We start from the raw sequence: 17,896 nt of genomic DNA on the forward strand, positions 1-17,896 counted from the left end.
GCCATCGCCAAACTGGATGGCGCGATCGCTTGCGGGAAGAGTTTCCTGTTCACGGACATTGATCAAGAACATGGTGGCTCCTTATGCATGGCCCGTTAGTGTCGCAGGATGGTTAGCGCAGGACAAGGGAAGAAAACGCAATAAAAAAGGCCCGACAAGCGGACCTTTTAACCAGGAAGGCAGAACGGCGGTCAGACTTTTTTAAAGATCAATGAACCGTTGGTCCCACCGAAACCGAAGGAGTTACACAGCGTGTACTCCATTCCGCTGACCTGACGCGCTTCGTGAGGAACGAAGTCCAGATCGCAACCTTCATCCGGGTTATCCAGGTTGATGGTTGGCGGCACAGCCTGATCGCGCAGCGCCAGGATAGAGTAAATCGACTCTACCGCGCCCGCTGCACCCAACAGGTGACCGGTCATGGACTTGGTGGAACTCACCATCACACGGCTTGCCGCATCGCCAAAGACAGATTTAACAGCCTGCGCTTCAGCTTTATCGCCTGCCGGCGTGGACGTCCCATGGGCGTTAACGTAGCCAATCTGGCCAGGTTCAATCGCCGCATCACGCAATGCATTGACCATCGCCAGGGCAGCACCAGCGCCGTTTTCCGGCGGCGACGTCATGTGGTAAGCGTCACTGCTCATCCCGAAGCCAACGACTTCAGCATAAATTTTTGCGCCGCGCGCTTTAGCATGCTCGTACTCTTCCAGTACCACCATGCCTGCACCGTCGCCCAGAACAAAGCCATCTCGCTCTTTGTCCCACGGGCGGCTTGCCGCTTGCGGGTTATCGTTACGGGTAGACAACGCACGTGCTGCGCCAAAGCCGCCTACGCCCAGTGGCGTACTGGCTTTTTCAGCACCGCCCGCGACCATCGCGTCCGCATCGCCGTATGCAATGATACGCGCGGCATGACCGATGTTATGTACGCCTGAGGTGCAGGCGGTCGCGATAGAGATGCTTGGCCCACGCAGGCCATACATGATGGTCAAGTGACCCGCCACCATGTTAACAATCGTCGACGGAACGAAGAATGGGCTGATTTTACGCGGTCCACCGTTCACCAGAGAACTGTGGTTTTCTTCAATCAGTCCGAGACCGCCGATACCGGAGCCAATAGCGGCGCCAATACGGGATGCGTTCTCTTCCGTTACTTCAAGGCCAGAATCCTGCATGGCCTGAACGCCAGCGACAATTCCATATTGAATGAAGGCATCCATCTTGCGCTGTTCTTTGCGCGAGATAATGTCATCACAGTTAAAATCCTTTACTAAGCCAGCAAATTTCGTTGCATAGGCGCTAGTATCGAAATGGTCGATCAGGCTGATGCCACTCTGACCGGCAAGGAGAGCTTTCCAGGTAGACTCTACGGTATTGCCGACAGGAGACAACATGCCCAGTCCGGTCACAACTACACGACGCTTAGACACGGTTGTCCTCCAGGGAGGGATAATTGATTCAAGTGGGACAAAAAGATAAAACTCAGGCGGTCGAATGACCGCCTGGAGATGTTCACTTACGCCTGGTGGCCGTTGATGTAATCAATGGCAGCCTGAACGGTGGTGATTTTCTCAGCTTCTTCGTCCGGAATCTCAGTATCAAACTCTTCTTCCAGAGCCATTACCAGCTCAACGGTGTCAAGAGAATCTGCGCCCAGGTCTTCAACGAAAGAAGCATTGTTGGTAACTTCTTCCTGCTTAACGCCCAGCTGTTCGCCGATAATTTTCTTAACGCGTTCTTCGATAGTGCTCATACTCTTAAATTTCCTATCAAAACTCGCTTTCGCGATGGTTTTCGTAGTGTATAAAATGTTGAAAAATTTGCAACTAAATCCCGGCAGGTCTTACCACGATTTTACGTTATTTTGAGGCCAAGACCTATAATAACGCAAATATTTTTCTACGCTTTATCCTTCAAATTGTCTCTGTGTTGGCTGCATCCTCAAACTCTGGTCACATAGTCATCTATGCTCGCCGGCTTTTCGGTCTTGCCGCCTTGATACAATTTGGATGATTTTGCGTATCTCGTGGTTAAACCATATACATCCCGCCGTTGACGTGCAAAGTCTCACCCGTGATGTAACCTGCTTCGTCAGAGGCTAAAAATGCAACCGCACTGGCGATCTCTTTCGGATCGCCAAGACGACCTGCAGGAACTGCCGCCAACGTACCCGCACGCTGCTCATCAGTCAGCGCACGCGTCATGTCCGTTTCAATAAAGCCCGGAGCAACAACGTTCACTGTAATACCGCGGGACGCAACTTCGCGTGCCAGCGATTTACTGAAGCCGATCAGACCCGCTTTCGCCGCAGCGTAGTTTGTCTGACCCGCATTTCCCATGGTACCAACCACAGAACCGACAGTGATAATACGTCCATGACGCTTTTTCATCATAGCGCGCATTACCGCTTTTGACAGGCGGAAAACAGATGAAAGATTGGTTTCGAGAATATCGTTCCACTCATCATCTTTCATTCGCATCAGCAGGTTATCACGTGTGATACCGGCATTATTGACCAGGATATCCACTTCACCAAATTCTGCGCGAATTTTTTCCAGAACAGATTCGATAGATGCTGGATCAGTCACATTCAACATCAGACCTTTACCTTTAGCACCTAAGTAATCGCTGATGGCCTGAGCGCCACTTTCGCTGGTCGCGGTACCGATAACGGTCGCGCCACGGGCAACAAGCGTCTCTGCAATTGCGCGGCCAATGCCACGACTTGCACCGGTAACCAGCGCGATTTTTCCTTCAAAACTCATGGTGTTCCTCTTTTATTGCGCAAGTGCCGCCGACATTGCCGCCGGTTCGTTCAGAGCCGAGGCAGTCAGGGTATCAACAATACGTTTCGTCAGGCCCGTAAGCACTTTACCTGGTCCCACTTCATACAGGTGCTCGACACCCTGAGACGCCATTAATTCAACGCTCTTCGTCCACTGTACCGGACTGTACAACTGGCGCACCAACGCATCGCGAATGGCGTCTGCGTCAGTTTCACATTTCACGTCCACGTTGTTGATAACCGGTACAGATGGCGCGTTAAAGGTAATTTTCGCTAATTCCGCTGCCAGTTTTTCCGCTGCTGGCTTCATCAGCGCACAGTGAGACGGTACGCTCACCGGTAACGGCAGCGCACGTTTTGCACCGGCGGCTTTACAGGCGGCACCAGCACGCTCAACGGCTTCTTTATGCCCGGCGATAACGACCTGTCCCGGTGAGTTATAGTTCACCGGCGAGACCACCTGGCCTTCTGCGGCTTCTTCGCACGCTTTTGCGATGGACGCATCATCGAGACCGATGATAGCAGACATACCGCCTGTACCTTCCGGAACGGCTTCCTGCATGAATTTACCACGCAGCTCAACCAGACGCACTCCGTCAGCAAAATTAATGACACCGGCGCAAACCAGCGCAGAGTATTCACCCAGGCTATGACCCGCCATCAGCACAGGCGCTTTACCGCCCTGCTGTTGCCAGACGCGATACAGCGCAACGGACGCGGCTAACAGCGCAGGCTGCGTCTGCCAGGTCTTGTTCAGTTCTTCAGCCGGCCCCTGTTGAGTCAGCGCCCACAGGTCATAGCCCAGCGCCGCAGAAGCGTCGGCAAACGTCTCTTCGACGATGGGATAGCTTGCCGCCATATCAGCTAACATCCCAACGGTCTGGGAACCCTGTCCAGGGAACACAAATGCGAATTGCGTCATGTTTAAATCCTTATACTAGAAACGAACCAGCGCGGAGCCCCAGGTGAATCCACCGCCAAAGGCTTCAAGCAACACAAGCTGACCTTCTTTGATACGTCCGTCACGCACGGCTTCATCCAGCGCGCAAGGAACGGAGGCCGCAGACGTGTTGCCGTGTCTGTCCAGTGTCACCACCACATTGTCCATCGACATGCCCAGTTTTTTGGCCGTCGCGCTGATGATACGCAGGTTAGCCTGGTGCGGAACCAGCCAGTCGAGTTCTGAACGATCCAGGTTATTGGCCGCCAGCGTCTCGTCGACGATGTGTGCAAGTTCGGTAACGGCCACTTTGAACACTTCGTTGCCTGCCATCGTCAAATGAATCGAATTTTCCGGATTCACGCGATCGGCATTCGGCAGCGTCAGCAGTTCGCCATAGCGGCCATCCGCATGCAGATGGGTAGAGATGATGCCCGGCTTGTCGGAGGCGCTCAGCACCACGGCACCAGCACCATCGCCAAAAATAATGATTGTGCCACGATCGGTTGGATCGCAGGTGCGGGCCAGAACATCGGAACCGACCACCAGCGCGTATTTGACCGCACCCGTTTTAACGTACATGTCGGCGACGCTTAATGCGTAAGTAAAGCCGGCACAGGCTGCGGCGACGTCAAACGCCGGGCAGCCTTTGATGCCCAGCATATTCTGAATCTGGCATGCTGCGCTGGGGAATGCATGTGTCGCTGAGGTGGTCGCTACCACAATCAAGCCAATCTGTTCTTTATCAATGCCCGCCATTTCCAGCGCGCGTTGAGCCGCCGTAAAACCCATCGTTGAGACGGTTTCATTCGGCGCAGCAATATGGCGTTCACGAATACCTGTACGGGTGACAATCCACTCGTCAGACGTATCGACCATTTTTTCCAGATCGGCGTTAGTCCGCACCTGTTCAGGCAGATAGCTGCCAGTACCAATAATCTTTGTATACATGTACGCTCAGTCACTTTTTGGTTATATACCGCGCATCACAACGGCTAAGAAGCTGGGGCTCTCACGCCACACCGTAATCAGTGTGGCTGCGATGTGTCGCCATTACCAGCATCCAGCATTGTAAATCCAGCTGGGTATACAGATTCCAGGCGAGCGGCAATTCGCTGAGGAACTTGTCGCTGCACCGCCTGCACTGCCTGTTCAATCGCGACGGTAAACGCTCGCTGATTGGCCGCACCATGACTTTTTATCACCGTGCCGCGCAATCCTAACAGACAGGCGCCATTATACTGGTCGGGGTTGAGGTGACTGAATCGCCTCGCCAGGCTTTTTTGTAACCAACGTTTTAATATCAGCAGCCACCACGACCGTTTTTTACCCTCACCCTGAGATTTCAGCAGTGAAAGGAACATTCTGACAACACCTTCCATCGTCTTTAATGTGACATTGCCTGTAAAACCGTCACATACCAGCACATCCGTTTTCCCCGTCAATAACTCATTGGCTTCAAGATAGCCGATGTAATTGATGGAAGGGATCGTTTTTAGCACCACAGAGGCATCCCGAATGCTGTCGAGCCCCTTGGTTTCTTCTTCACCAATGTTGAGCAAGGCCACACGAGGGTTGTTAATACCGACCACTTCTTCCGCAAGCACCGAGCCCATAATGGCAAATTGCACCAGCATCTTGCTGTCGCAATCGACGTTCGCCCCCAGATCGAGGACCACCGTCTTCCCTTTCTGCTGATGCGGCAAAACCGTCACCAACGCAGGACGCTCAATACCGTCGAGCGGTTTGAGCAATAATTTTGCAAGTCCCATCAGCGCACCGGTATTTCCTGCGCTGATGCAGGCTTGTGCTCGCCCTTCCTTCACGAGTTCCAGCGCCACACGCATTGAGCTCCCGCGACTGGCGCGGATTGCCTGCGAAGGCCGGGCATCACTGGCGATAACTGACTGTGCAGGGATAATCTGCAGACGCGAACGTTGTTCAAAGTCAGCTTTAGCAAGTAATGGCGTGATAGTATCGGGATCCCCGACTAAAAGAAGTGTGAGTTGTGAATTAGAATTCAGTGCCTGCAATGCTGCAGGCACTGTCACGGAAGGGCCAAAATCACCCCCCATGACATCTAACGCCAGGGTTAGACGTGTCAAAGTCGTTTCGCCGCCTGGTTTGGTATTTCCCCGCAGCAACGGGGAATTTCCTCACTAAGCTTCATCACACGGTTTCTCTTCGTTTCTTACGCGAAAGAGGCATTAACAGCCTGCCTGTTACGTAAAATTCGTTGAGTAACGCGTGATTACTTAGCGATTACCTTGCGGCCACGGTAGTAACCGTCGGCGGTGATGTGGTGACGCAGGTGTTTTTCACCAGAAGTTTTGTCTACAGACAGGCTGGTGACTGCGGTCAGAGCGTCATGAGAACGACGCATGCCACGTTTGGAACGGGTTGGTTTATTCTGTTGTACGGCCATGGACCTTACTCCTCAATTACTTACGCTTTAAGCTGGCTAATACGGCAAATGGGTTTGGTTTTTGCGCTTCATCAGGCAGTTCACCAAAGACCATGTCCGCCTCGGACACTTCACAGTGTTCAGAATCATGCACCGGAACTACCGGCAAGGAGAGGATAATTTCATCTTCCACCATTGCAAGCAGATCGATTTCACCGAATTCGTTAACCTCAATCGGCTCATACGCTTCCGGGAGTGCTTCAGCCTGTTCGTCGGAACGAACCGGACTGAAACAATACGTTGTGTGAACATGATGAGGAAACGGCTTCCCGCAACGCTGACATGCGAGCGTTACCGAAACCTTCGCATCACCGGTAATCACGGCAAGACGTTGGTTATCGATAGCAAACGACATGGCGCATTCCACATCACTGTCCACACTGACTACAGAATCGGCGACGCGCTCTACAAGATCAGAAGTATAGATACCTTCATAATCGAGGCGTTTTTGAGCCGTACGAACCGGATCAAGAGTCAGGGGTAATTTTACCTTTTGCATAGGGCGCGCATATTAACTTTGTAACGTCATATAGTCAAAGAAAAAGGCAGCCTGCGGTTGCCTTTTGCCAATAATTCGCACACATTGCGGTTTACAGACTTATTTTCGCTCAGGAGACGCCACAACGGCACGCCTGAAGGACGAAGAGCATAGTTTAAAATGGCTCTCATCAATACGCTATATCTGGTGGAAAAAATATGCCTAATCTCATTCTTGCCTCCACATCTCCCTGGCGCCGCGCCCTGCTGGAAAAACTGGCGATGCCCTTTGAATGCGCGGCCCCTGAGGTTGACGAAACGCCGATGCCCGGAGAGAGTCCTCGCCACTTAGTCAACCGACTGGCGCAAGAGAAAGCGCAATCGCTGGCTCACCGCTTTCCGTCTCATCTTATTATTGGTTCCGATCAGGTATGCGTACTGGATGGCGAAATCGCCGGTAAGCCCTTAACAGAAGAGAAAGCCTGTCAGCAGTTAGCCAAAGCCAGCGGCAATATCATTACGTTCTATACCGGTCTGGCGCTGTATAACTCCGCGACGGGACATTTACAGACCGAGGTGGAGCCCTTTGACGTTCATTTCCGCCATCTCAGTGAAACGGAAATTGAAGACTATGTGCGTAAAGAACGCCCGCTGCACTGCGCAGGGAGTTTTAAAAGCGAAGGTCTGGGGATTGCGCTCTTTGAGCGCTTAGAGGGGCGAGACCCGAACACGCTGATTGGTTTACCACTGATCGCACTGTGCCAGATGTTACGTCGGGAAGAGATGAACCCGCTGAAAACCTGATGAATGGCACTATCCAGTAGGCGGGAGAATGAGACCTGCCGGATGGCGACGTAAACGTCTTATCCGGCAGGTTTAGCGCGATAAATGCGCATCAGGCCGGCTTACGTAACACCTGTAAACAGCGCTTCAGTTGGTCGTCCATCGGCGCTTCAATGCGCAGCACCTCACCCGTACCAGGGTGGGTAAATTTCAGTGCTGCTGCATGCAGGAACAGACGCGACAATCCGGTTCCTGCCAGTTGTTTATCGAAGTCGCGGTCGCCGTAGCGATCGTCAAAAGCAATCGGATGACCCGCGTACTGAGTGTGCACGCGAATCTGGTGTGTGCGGCCCGTCACCGGGCTACAGCGAACCAGCGTGGCGAACGCGTAACGTTCTTCCACCTTAAAACGCGTTTCCGACGGTTTGCCTTCCTGATTCACCCGCACAATACGCTCGCCGCTTTGCAGAATGTTCTTCAATAACGGTGCCTGTACCGTTTTGACATGTGACTGCCATTGCCCGCGCACCAGGGCGAGATAATCTTTTTGCATCCCCTTCTCGCGCAGTTGCTCATGTAGCGAACGCAGTGCTGAACGTTTCTTCGCGACCAACAGCACGCCCGACGTATCGCGGTCAAGACGGTGTACCAGCTCAAGAAAACGCGCCTCAGGACGCAGCGCACGTAACCCTTCAATCACGCCAAAGCTTAACCCGCTGCCGCCATGCACCGCGGTTCCCGACGGCTTGTTCAGCACCAGAATATGGTCGTCTTCATAAAGGATAACATCCGCCAGCGCCGCCACTTTTTGCAGATGCGGCGAAACGGCCTCTTCTTCACGCTCCGCCACGCGAACCGGCGGAATGCGCACTTCATCACCCGCTTCCAGTTTGTATTCGGGTTTGATGCGTTTTTTATTCACCCGCACTTCGCCTTTACGCAAAATGCGATAAATCATACTTTTCGGCACACCTTTGAGCTGTGCGCGCAAAAAATTATCAATGCGTTGCCCCGCTTCGTCAGCAGTAATAGCAACAATTCTTACGGATGGAGTCTCTGTTTTCATGGGGGCCGATTCTAAATAGCCACAAGGATTAGCGCCACTCATTTTTCTATGCTTATATTTATCTTTATCCTTCGTCACTCACGTGTTTCATGACTGATTTGGTGGTTATTAAACCAATCACCGCGCATAAGTGAAAAAACTGTGAGTAAGCGGGTGATAAATGGTAAAAGTCATCTTGCTATAACAAGGTTAGCAGTGGAATAATGTCACCGCTTCCGTGCTGAATCTTGTTAAAACAAGGAATTTTACGGAAAAACCCAATTTTGTCCGGACGATCATCCACGCAGCAATGGCGTAAGACGTATTGATCTTTCAGACAGTTAGCGGGCTGCGGGTTGCAGTCCTTACCGGTAGATCGGATCTTCTCTGGAGAGTAATACCCAGGCGGTTCCCCTGATAATTGCGCTGCGTTTCCGTATGAAATGCAGGCAACCGACACTCTGCGCCTCTTTGAGCTGACGATAACCGTGAGGTTGGCGACGCGAATAGACACGAGGCCATCGGTTCACACCCGGAAAGGCAATACTCTGCCCGCAGCTTAGTCGTCAATGTAAGAATAATGAGTAAGTTACGATGAAAAGAATGTTAATCAACGCAACTCAGCAGGAAGAGTTGCGTGTTGCCCTTGTAGATGGGCAGCGTCTGTACGACCTGGATATTGAAAGTCCTGGACATGAACAGAAAAAAGCGAACATCTATAAAGGCAAAATTACCCGTATTGAACCGAGTCTGGAAGCGGCTTTTGTTGATTACGGCTCTGAACGTCACGGTTTCCTCCCGTTAAAAGAAATTGCCCGCGAATATTTCCCCGCTAATTACAACGCTCATGGTCGTCCAAACATCAAAGATGTGCTGCGCGAAGGCCAGGAAGTTATTGTTCAGATTGATAAAGAAGAACGTGGCAACAAAGGCGCTGCGCTGACCACTTTTATCAGCCTGGCGGGCAGCTATCTGGTTCTGATGCCAAACAACCCGCGTGCGGGGGGTATCTCTCGTCGCATCGAAGGCGACGACCGTACCGAGCTGAAAGAAGCGCTGGCAAGCCTTGAACTGCCTGATGGCATGGGCCTTATCGTACGTACTGCGGGCGTAGGCAAATCTGCCGAAGCGCTACAATGGGACTTAAGTTTCCGTCTGAAACACTGGGAAGCCATTCAGAAAGCCGCGGAAAGCCGCCCTGCTCCGTTCCTGATCCATCAGGAGAGCAACGTGATTGTTCGCGCCTTCCGCGACTATCTGCGTCAGGATATCGGTGAAATCCTCATCGATAACCCGAAAGTGCTCGAACTGGCGCGCCAGCATATTGCGGCGTTAGGTCGTCCGGATTTCAGCAGCAAAATCAAACTTTACACCGGTGAAATCCCGCTGTTCAGCCACTATCAGATCGAGTCGCAGATTGAATCCGCATTCCAGCGTGAAGTGCGTCTGCCTTCCGGCGGCTCTATCGTTATCGACAGCACCGAAGCGTTAACCGCCATCGACATTAACTCCGCTCGCGCAACCCGCGGCGGCGATATTGAAGAAACGGCGTTCAACACTAACCTGGAAGCGGCCGATGAGATCGCCCGTCAGTTGCGCCTGCGTGACCTCGGCGGCCTGATCGTTATCGACTTCATTGATATGACCCCGGTACGCCATCAGCGTGCGGTGGAAAACCGTCTGCGTGAAGCGGTCCGCCAGGATCGAGCGCGTATCCAGATCAGCCATATTTCACGCTTCGGCCTGCTGGAAATGTCCCGTCAGCGCCTGAGCCCGTCGCTGGGCGAGTCCAGCCATCACGTCTGCCCACGCTGTAGCGGTACCGGCACCGTGCGTGATAACGAGTCGCTGTCCCTGTCTATTCTGCGTTTGATTGAAGAAGAAGCGCTGAAAGAGAATACTCAGGAAGTCCACGCGATTGTCCCAGTGCCAATTGCCTCCTATCTGCTCAACGAAAAACGTACCGCCGTTAATGCGATTGAAACCCGACAGGATGGCGTGCGTTGCGTGATCGTACCTAACGATCAAATGGAAACGCCGCACTACTCCGTACTGCGCGTGCGTAAAGGTGAAGAGACGCCGACTCTGAGCTACATGCTGCCGAAGCTGCATGAAGAAGCGATGGCGTTACCGTCTGAAGAAGAGTTCGCCGAGCGTAAACGTCCTGAGCAGCCCGCTCTTGCCACCTTCGCCATGCCAGAAGTTCCGCCTGCACCAACGCCTGCCGAACCGCCAGTGAAAGCCGCTGCGCCGAAGGCCGCCGTTGCGCCAGCCGCTCCGGCAGAGCCGGGGCTGCTGAGCCGTTTCTTTGGCGCACTGAAATCACTGTTCAGCGGTAGTGAAGAAGTGAAACCTGCCGAGCAGCCTGCGCCGAAAGCCGCGGAGAAGCCAGAGCGTCAGCAGGATCGCCGTAAACGCCAGAACAACCGTCGTGACCGTAACGATCGCAACGAACGTCGTGACAACCGCGATAACCGTGGCGAACGTTCAGAAAATGGCGAGAACCGCGACGAGAATCGCCGTAACCGCCGTAATGCGCAGCAGAATGCCGAAAACCGTGATAACCGTCAGCAAGCGACCGACGTAGCGGATAAAGCAAAGTCTGGTGATGAGCAGCAGCAGCAGCCACGTCGCGAACGTAACCGCCGTCGCAGTGATGATAAACGTCAGGCTCAGCAGGAAGTAAAAGCGCTGAATCTTGATGAGCAGCAGACTCCAGAGACCGAACAGGAAGAGCGTGTTCGTCAGGCTCAGCCGCGCCGTAAACAGCGCCAGCTGAACCAGAAAGTTCGTTACCACGACCAGGCGTCGGAAGTGGCAGAGGTAGAAACCGCCACCACGGAAGAGAACGTTGTCGCACCAGTTGCAGCACAGACTGCGCCAGCGCAAAGCACTGAACTGGTGAAAGTGCCGCTGCCTGTCGTGACAGAAGCAGCCCCAGAGCAGGATGACAATGGTGAAGCACGTGATAACGCCGGTATGCCGCGTCGTTCGCGTCGTTCCCCACGTCATCTGCGTGTGAGCGGCCAGCGTCGTCGTCGTTATCGTGACGAACGTTACCCACTGCAGTCGCCGATGCCGCTGACTGTCGCCTGCGCCTCGCCAGAAATGGCGTCCGGCAAAGTGTGGATCCGCTACCCGGTAGCCCGTCCTCAGGATGCGCAGCCAGAAGCACAGGAAATCGAACAGGTACAAGCCCAGCCTGTTGTGACCGAACCGCAAGCCGTGGCAGCCGCTGTTGAAGCTGTTGCCGCAGTCGAACCCGCCGTTGAAACTGTCGTTGAAACGGTAGCAGAAGCAACGGTTCAGGCTGAAGCCGTGGTTGAAACGACGCATCCGGAAGTCATTGCCGCCCCGGTGGTTGAACAGCCGCAGATGATTGCCGACGCCGATGTGCCGGTCGCCGAAGAGGTTGCCGCTCAGGCAGAACCTGTCACTGAAACGCAGGAAACCGCTCCGGTCGTTGAAGAGACACCAGACGTGGTTACGGTAGCGCCTGAAACAGTAACTGCCGAGCCTGACGTGGTTGCGGCTGAACCTGTCGCCGTTGAACCTGAAGTGGTTGCAGAGCCTGAAGTTATTGCAGAACCGGTTGCAGCGCCTGTGATCGCTGAAGCACCAACAGCGCCTGCGCCAGTATCCGAACCCGTTGTCGTTGCACCGATCGCAGAAGCCGCAGCGCCAGTCGTGGCAGAATCTGTTGCTGAGCACAGCCACGCAACCGCACCGATGACCCGTGCGCCAGCGCCGGAATATGTGCCTGAAGCGCCACGCCACAGTGACTGGCAGCGCCCTGCTTTCGCCTTTGATGGCAAAGGCGCCGCAGGTGGTCACACTGCCTCGCACAGTGCCTCTGCTGGACCGACTCGTCCTCAGCCTGTCGAGTAAAATCGATAGCGTAAAAAGCCGACCTCAGGGTCGGCTTTTTTATTCCCCTTCAGGTCGGCGCATTCCCGCCAGTTCCGGCATCACCTTTTTCATCAATTCCAGAAACTTACGCAGGCGAGTGGGATAATAACGCGCCCAGGGATAGACCAGGTGTACTGGCAAAGGTGCGGCCTGCCAGTCAGGAACCAGCTCGACGAGTCGTCCTTGCGCGATATCCTCGGTCACCGTCCAGCTTGACACCACCACCACGCCTAACCCCGCCAGCGCTGCATTGCGCGCTACGTAGATACTGTCGGTACTCAATCGCGGCGTGATCGGAAAGGTCACCGGTTCCCGACTATGCTGATGGCTGAGTGAGACGTTGTGTTGATAAAAGGTGTTGACGGCAATCCAGGGCAGTAACGATAGCTGTTCTGGCACCGCGATCGTTGCAAATTGCGCCAGCAGCACCGGTGACGCGACCACGCTACGCGGCACTTCCGCTAGCAGCACCGAAACCGTTGCCGGATCGACCTCCGCGCCCACGCGGATCGCGCAGTCGATATTGTCGCTGAGAAAATTGACCGTTTTATCGTTGAGCATCCACTCCACCGACAGATTGGGGTAGCGCGCTAAAAAGTGCAGTAACGGCGTGAGGAGCTGCTGCTGACCAAAAGCATGCGGAGCCCGCACCCGCAATGTCCCGACGGGCTCATCTTCCGTGACGTTGAGTCCGTCCTCCAGTGCCAGCCAGGCGTCAATGATATGTTTGGCGTGCTGGTATCCGCGCTCGCCGTCGTCCGTTAGCTTCATGGCGTGCGTGGTACGTAAGACCAGTTTTACCCCCAGCATCGCCTCCAGCGACTGCAACCGCCGACTGATTGTCGCCTGGGTCGTGTTCAACTGACGAGCGGCAGCTGACAACGATCCGGCCTCCACGATGCGCACAAACGTTCGCATCAGTTCCACCCTGTCTATACGCTCATTCTTTTTCATTCATTCGATGCTCATACGCTTTACGTATAATGGTTTTACCACTTCGCTGACTACCAGGCCACCGCCATTCAGAGAAAAATAGCCTCACACCTGTGATTGAGGATTTTGAAATGCACACACCGTCTCGTTGGCTGATCTTTGTTCTGGCGCTGGGCGCAGGCTTCAGCGTCGCCGCCATCTACTATGCACAACCGTTGTTACCGCTAATGGGGGCCGATTTGGCGCTCAGCATCACCGGCATGGGACTGGTGCCCACGTTAACGCAGGCCGGTTATGCGTTGGGGATCCTGTTCTTATTGCCGCTCGGCGACCGTTACGATCGGCGCCGGCTCATTCTGATGAAAAGCGCCGCGCTCGCCCTGTTGCTGTTGGCCTGTAGCGTCACAGGCCAGGTGCATTCTCTACTGACCGTAAGCCTGTTGCTGGGGATGGCCGCGACGATGGCGCAGGATATCGTCCCGGCGGCGGCGATTCTCGCCACAGAGGGCAAACAGGGAAAAACGGTCGGGACAGTGATGACCGGCCTGCTGCTGGGGATTTTATTGTCACGCACCGTGAGTGGTCTGGTCGGAGAAGCCTTTGGCTGGCGGGAAATGTATCAACTCGCCGCGCTCAGTATTGCCCTGGTCGGCGTATTGCTGTGGAAAGTCCTGCCCGCATTTACAGCCCATTCCACGCTGAGTTATCCCGCACTGATGGTGAGCCTGGCGCAGTTATGGCGTCGCTACCCGGCGCTACGTCGTGCCGCCCTGGCGCAAGGTTTTCTGTCCGTCGCGTTCAGTGCGTTCTGGTCAACGCTGGCCGTGATGCTGGCAGAAAACTATCAGATGGGCAGCGCCGCCGCGGGGGCATTTGGTATCGCCGGGGCTGCCGGAGCGCTGGCTGCGCCGTTGGCCGGTCATCTGGCAGATAAGATAGGCGCAGAAAAAGTGACGCAACTGGGGGCATTGCTGGTGACCGTTTCTTTTGCGCTGATGTTCCTGTTACCCGCGTTGCCCGTACACGGCCAGTGGTTGCTGATTGCGCTCTCCGCCGTCGGCTTTGACCTGGGACTGCAATCGAGCCTGGTGGCGCACCAGAATCTGGTCTATAGCCTCGAACCGCAGGCCAGGGGGCGTCTGAATGCACTGCTGTTCAGCGTCATCTTCATTGGCATGGCGCTGGGCTCGGTGCTCGGCAGTCAGGTGTATGCGCTGGCAAACTGGCAAGGCGTCGTCACGCTGGCCACCCTCAGTGGCACCCTTGCGCTGATCATCAGACTGGCGGGAAAGCGTTCCTCTGCCCCTCTGAGGGTTAGCGTGTAACCGACAAAAAAATGCCCGCTCCGGGGTGAGAGGGAGCGGGCAGATAAAACATACCCAGTTTCATGATATGTTTCAAATCGGTATTAGCGGTTGAGCTGGAATAGCGACATCCCCTGCATATCGGTAAAGGCTTTATAAGAGGCCTGGAGCGCCGCCTGCTGCATGACGTACGACGAAATGGCCGCGTTCCAGTCCACATCCACCAGATTACTCATCTGCTGCGTTTGTCCTAGTGCGCGATCGGTGCCCAGCGAGTCCAGACTCTCCAGTTCCTTCAGTTGCGTCCCCAGTTCCGCACGCACGCTCAGTACATTATTAAGCGAGTTTTTCAGACCGCGGTTGGTTTTATCAATCACCGCTTTTGCCTGTTCTTTCAGCGTCGCATCGTCACCTACAGGGGAATTCAATGAGGCAATCGCCGAATCCAGCATTTTGAACAGGTTGGTTTCGGACGTCCCGTTGTTCGGTTCCGGAACCGCATTACTGGTGATCTTGTCGAAAATTTTGTTGCCGGTGTGGCCGATGGTCATCGAACGGGAGGCATCCACCTGCTGAGTGATGTTCTCCGTACCGCCGTTGTAGGTACCGTCAGCCTGAGCAAACGGAGCCGTTTCCGTTTTATAACCGGCAAAAATATAGCGACCGTTACCGTCGGTACTGTTTGCCAGGTTCATCAACTGATCGCGGATACCCTGTAAGTCCGTCGCCAGCGATGCGCGGTCATCATCACTCAGCGTTCCGTTACCGGCGCTGACGATTTTTTCCTGTGCGCTTTGTATCGCCGTCGTCACCTGGTTTAACACGTTCTCTTCCAGCGAAACCTTCTGCGTGGCGAAAGTCCGCGCCAGGGCGAACTGGCTGTTCTCCGACTGCGCCTGTGACAACACCACGGCCTGGGATGCGGCGATGGGATCGTCAGACGGATTGATTACCCGCTTCCCTGTCGACATCTGCTCACCGTATTTCATCCACTCCGCCTGGGAATTGGTGATACCGCGCATGTTCTGCTGGTACATCATTTGGGTACTGATACGCATCGTTTCCTGCTCCCTTAGCGAATACTCAGCAGTGCATCAAACAGAGAGTTGGCGGTTTGCAACACCTGGGCATTGGCCAGGTAATACTGCTGGAAGCGTTGCAGGTTGCCGTACTCTTCGTCAAGGTTAACGCCGGAAATGGACTGTTGCTGATTGCTCAACTGCGTCACCACGTTGCCCTGGGTGGTGCTGCTGGTTTTCAGCGTTGCGGTTTTGCTGCCCACGTTGCTGACCAGCGTAGCGTAAGCATCGTTAAACGATTTTGAACCACCTACCGTTGTGCTGTCCTTTTGCAAATCCAGCAATGCCTGACCATTACGGTTGTCGCTTTCACCGGCCGTTGCGTCCTTCGCCATCGCAATTTGCGATTCGTTGGTCACCAGAACGCCCATATTGATGATGGCGTCGCTGACCGGCTTGACGATGAAGCTGTCATTTTTAGCAGGGCCAACATCGATGTTGATCTCCAGGCCATCAAAGGTCAGTTTGCCCGCGTTTTCGGTCGCTTCAAAAGAGGTGTTATCCGCAAGACGCGTCACCTGCCATTTCGTTCCGTCATAAACCACTTTATAGTCAGTCGCCTGAACCTCTGAGGCGGTCTTAACGGTCGCGCTGATGCTGCCGGTATTCTTGCTATTTCCATACACTGCCGGGTCGCCGATGCTGAAGAAATCGACATTATTATTGCCGTTCGCATCATACCCTTCCCGGTGCTGCTGGTTAAACGCATCGGCGAACGCCAGCGCCAGTTGTCCCAGCGTGTTGCGCGTCTGATCCAGATCCTGGGAACGGAAGGTCAGCAGACCACCGAGCGAACCGGTCGTGATCAGTTTTTCCGGAATTTCGATGTTGCCCGCGATGGAATCGACATAGGCAACGGTGATTCGTGAAGGGTCGGACTGCGACTGTACCGCCGCTAGCTGACGGGCATTACTTCCTTGCACCAGTGAATAGCCGTTCGCCATCGTGATGTTATAGGTACCGCCGTCCTGAACGCTGACTTCCACGCCGACAATTTTGTTCAGCTCACTGACCAACTGGTCGCGCTGATCAAGCAGGTTATTCGGCGATGCCCCGGCACCTACACCGGTCAGACGCGAGATCTGGTCGTTCAGGCTGGCAATCTGCTTACTGTAGTTGTTGATCTGATCGACGCTGGAACCAATCGCGATATTGACCTGCTTGTCCTGATCGCGCAGATACTGGTCGGTCGTTTTAAACTGGTTAACCAGCCCATTGGCTTTGCCTATCAGCGTCTGGCGCGCCGCCGGGTCTTCGGCGTTACTCACCAGCGTTTGCAGGCTGGTGAAAAAATCCTGCATGGACGAGGAGACAGAGCTGGTTTTGCTGGCCAGCAGGTTGTCGATTTTGGACATCTGCTCATAACGGGTCGTCAACCCGCTACTCTGGTTCTGCGCCGCGCGCAGTTGATTGGTGATGAACGAATCATATTCGCGCTGTACACCGGAAACATAAACACCATTGCCCACCCAACCGCCGGCACCCAGCGTGCTATTGGCTTGCGCCATAATGGTCGTCTGACGGGTATAGCCCGCAACGTTATAGCTGGAAATGTTGTTACTGGCAGTATTCAGCGCCGCCTGAGCCGCGCTCAGCCCGCTCATGGCGTTATTAATCAAGCTGGACATGGAAGTTCCTTTTAATCCTTCAGTTACAGATTATTATCGGCAGCAGGTCACAGGACTTGAGCCATTTAGAAGAGATTGTCGAGATTCGTGTTGTAGGCGTTGCTCACCTTCTCGCTCATCGACTTCAGCTGTTGGATCATACTGGTCAATTTACGCGCATAGTTCGGGTCGGTAGCATAACCGGCGCTTTGCAGTGCCTGCGCGCCCTGTTCCGCGGTAACCGCCGTGGTCACCGCCGCATAGCGTGGATTGCGGGTCAGCAGACCGACGTAATCTGACAACGCTTCAAGGTACGAGCTGTACACGCGGAATTTGGCCTTCACCTTTTTCGCTTCGCCGTTTTCATATTCGGTCGTGGTGATTTCCGTCACCGGCCCCTTCCAGATACCCGAGGCCATCACGCCAAACAGTTTGAAACTCGGCTCGCCGTTTTCCCGGCGAATCTGCCGCTGCCCCCAGCCGGACTCTAGCGCCGCCTGCGCCAGAATCAGGTGATGCGGCACGCCGCTCTGCTCACTGGCCAGACGGGCCGGCAGCGACAGTTGC

16 protein-coding genes are annotated in these 17,896 nt (G+C 54.5%); 3 read left to right on the plus strand and 13 right to left on the minus strand.

From position 1 onward, the window contains the following. Positions 1-191: 191 nt before the first annotated feature. The 8 genes from fabF to yceD form a co-directional block, all read right to left on the minus strand. Complete coding sequence (gene fabF / locus AB7E14_RS07145) at positions 192-1,433, minus strand: beta-ketoacyl-ACP synthase II (RefSeq protein WP_043000983.1); 1,242 nt, start codon at positions 1,431-1,433, stop codon at positions 192-194. An 86-nt stretch (positions 1,434-1,519) separates the two neighbouring features. Continuing rightward, positions 1,520-1,756 (minus strand): acyl carrier protein, encoded by a 237-nt coding sequence (gene acpP / locus AB7E14_RS07150; protein ID WP_000103754.1) that lies wholly within the window; start codon positions 1,754-1,756, stop codon positions 1,520-1,522. A gap of 277 nt (positions 1,757-2,033) precedes the next feature. Then, on the minus strand, positions 2,034-2,768 hold the full coding sequence (gene fabG / locus AB7E14_RS07155) for a 3-oxoacyl-ACP reductase FabG (RefSeq protein WP_042319622.1): 735 nt from the start codon (positions 2,766-2,768) through the stop codon (positions 2,034-2,036). Between the two features lie 12 nt (positions 2,769-2,780). Beyond that, positions 2,781-3,710: an ACP S-malonyltransferase gene (gene fabD / locus AB7E14_RS07160; RefSeq protein ID WP_316962216.1), complete on the minus strand. Its 930-nt coding sequence runs from the start codon at positions 3,708-3,710 to the stop codon at positions 2,781-2,783. A gap of 15 nt (positions 3,711-3,725) precedes the next feature. Beyond that, the gene (fabH, locus tag AB7E14_RS07165) at positions 3,726-4,679 is read right to left on the minus strand and encodes a beta-ketoacyl-ACP synthase III (RefSeq protein WP_043000985.1); all 954 of its coding nucleotides are present in this window, start codon (positions 4,677-4,679) and stop codon (positions 3,726-3,728) included. 77 nt (positions 4,680-4,756) lie between these two features. Next, complete coding sequence (gene plsX, locus AB7E14_RS07170) at positions 4,757-5,833, minus strand: phosphate acyltransferase PlsX (RefSeq protein ID WP_046402096.1); 1,077 nt, start codon at positions 5,831-5,833, stop codon at positions 4,757-4,759. 146 nt (positions 5,834-5,979) lie between these two features. Beyond that, positions 5,980-6,153 (minus strand): 50S ribosomal protein L32, encoded by a 174-nt coding sequence (gene rpmF, locus AB7E14_RS07175; protein ID WP_000290727.1) that lies wholly within the window; start codon positions 6,151-6,153, stop codon positions 5,980-5,982. Positions 6,154-6,169: 16 nt separating this feature from the next. After that, a complete protein-coding gene (yceD, locus tag AB7E14_RS07180; protein WP_043000987.1) occupies positions 6,170-6,691 on the minus strand; it encodes a 23S rRNA accumulation protein YceD in 522 nt (173 codons plus the stop codon). A gap of 197 nt (positions 6,692-6,888) precedes the next feature. Here yceD and AB7E14_RS07185 point away from each other — a divergent pair, with 197 nt between their 5' ends. Further along, on the plus strand, positions 6,889-7,473 hold the full coding sequence (locus AB7E14_RS07185) for a Maf family protein (protein WP_061077176.1): 585 nt from the start codon (positions 6,889-6,891) through the stop codon (positions 7,471-7,473). Between the two features lie 91 nt (positions 7,474-7,564). On the opposite strand, the gene rluC is transcribed toward AB7E14_RS07185, so the two are convergent. Next, complete coding sequence (gene rluC / locus AB7E14_RS07190; protein ID WP_316962215.1) at positions 7,565-8,518, minus strand: 23S rRNA pseudouridine(955/2504/2580) synthase RluC; 954 nt, start codon at positions 8,516-8,518, stop codon at positions 7,565-7,567. Between the two features lie 573 nt (positions 8,519-9,091). Between rluC and rne the strand changes: the two genes are divergently transcribed. Next, entirely contained in the window at positions 9,092-12,385 is a 3,294-nt protein-coding gene (gene rne, locus AB7E14_RS07195; protein WP_316962214.1) for a ribonuclease E, read from the plus strand. 39 nt (positions 12,386-12,424) lie between these two features. On the opposite strand, the gene AB7E14_RS07200 is transcribed toward rne, so the two are convergent. Then, complete coding sequence (locus AB7E14_RS07200) at positions 12,425-13,360, minus strand: LysR family transcriptional regulator (RefSeq protein ID WP_316962213.1); 936 nt, start codon at positions 13,358-13,360, stop codon at positions 12,425-12,427. Between the two features lie 110 nt (positions 13,361-13,470). Here AB7E14_RS07200 and AB7E14_RS07205 point away from each other — a divergent pair, with 110 nt between their 5' ends. Beyond that, a complete protein-coding gene (locus AB7E14_RS07205) occupies positions 13,471-14,664 on the plus strand; it encodes an MFS transporter (RefSeq protein WP_316962212.1) in 1,194 nt (397 codons plus the stop codon). 83 nt (positions 14,665-14,747) lie between these two features. Here AB7E14_RS07205 and flgL read toward each other — a convergent pair whose 3' ends face one another. The 3 genes from flgL to flgJ all read right to left on the minus strand — a co-directional run. Beyond that, complete coding sequence (gene flgL / locus AB7E14_RS07210; protein WP_043000994.1) at positions 14,748-15,701, minus strand: flagellar hook-associated protein FlgL; 954 nt, start codon at positions 15,699-15,701, stop codon at positions 14,748-14,750. Between the two features lie 14 nt (positions 15,702-15,715). Then, on the minus strand, positions 15,716-17,350 hold the full coding sequence (flgK, locus tag AB7E14_RS07215) for a flagellar hook-associated protein FlgK (RefSeq protein WP_316962211.1): 1,635 nt from the start codon (positions 17,348-17,350) through the stop codon (positions 15,716-15,718). A 65-nt stretch (positions 17,351-17,415) separates the two neighbouring features. Continuing rightward, positions 17,416-17,896 (minus strand): flagellar assembly peptidoglycan hydrolase FlgJ (gene flgJ, locus AB7E14_RS07220; protein ID WP_428169433.1); only part of this gene is annotated, 481 nt, incomplete at its 5' end.

Origin of the sequence: Citrobacter sp. (assembly GCF_050252275.1) — a bacterium.
In the GTDB taxonomy this organism is placed as follows: Bacteria; Pseudomonadota; Gammaproteobacteria; order Enterobacterales; family Enterobacteriaceae; genus Citrobacter_A; species Citrobacter_A amalonaticus.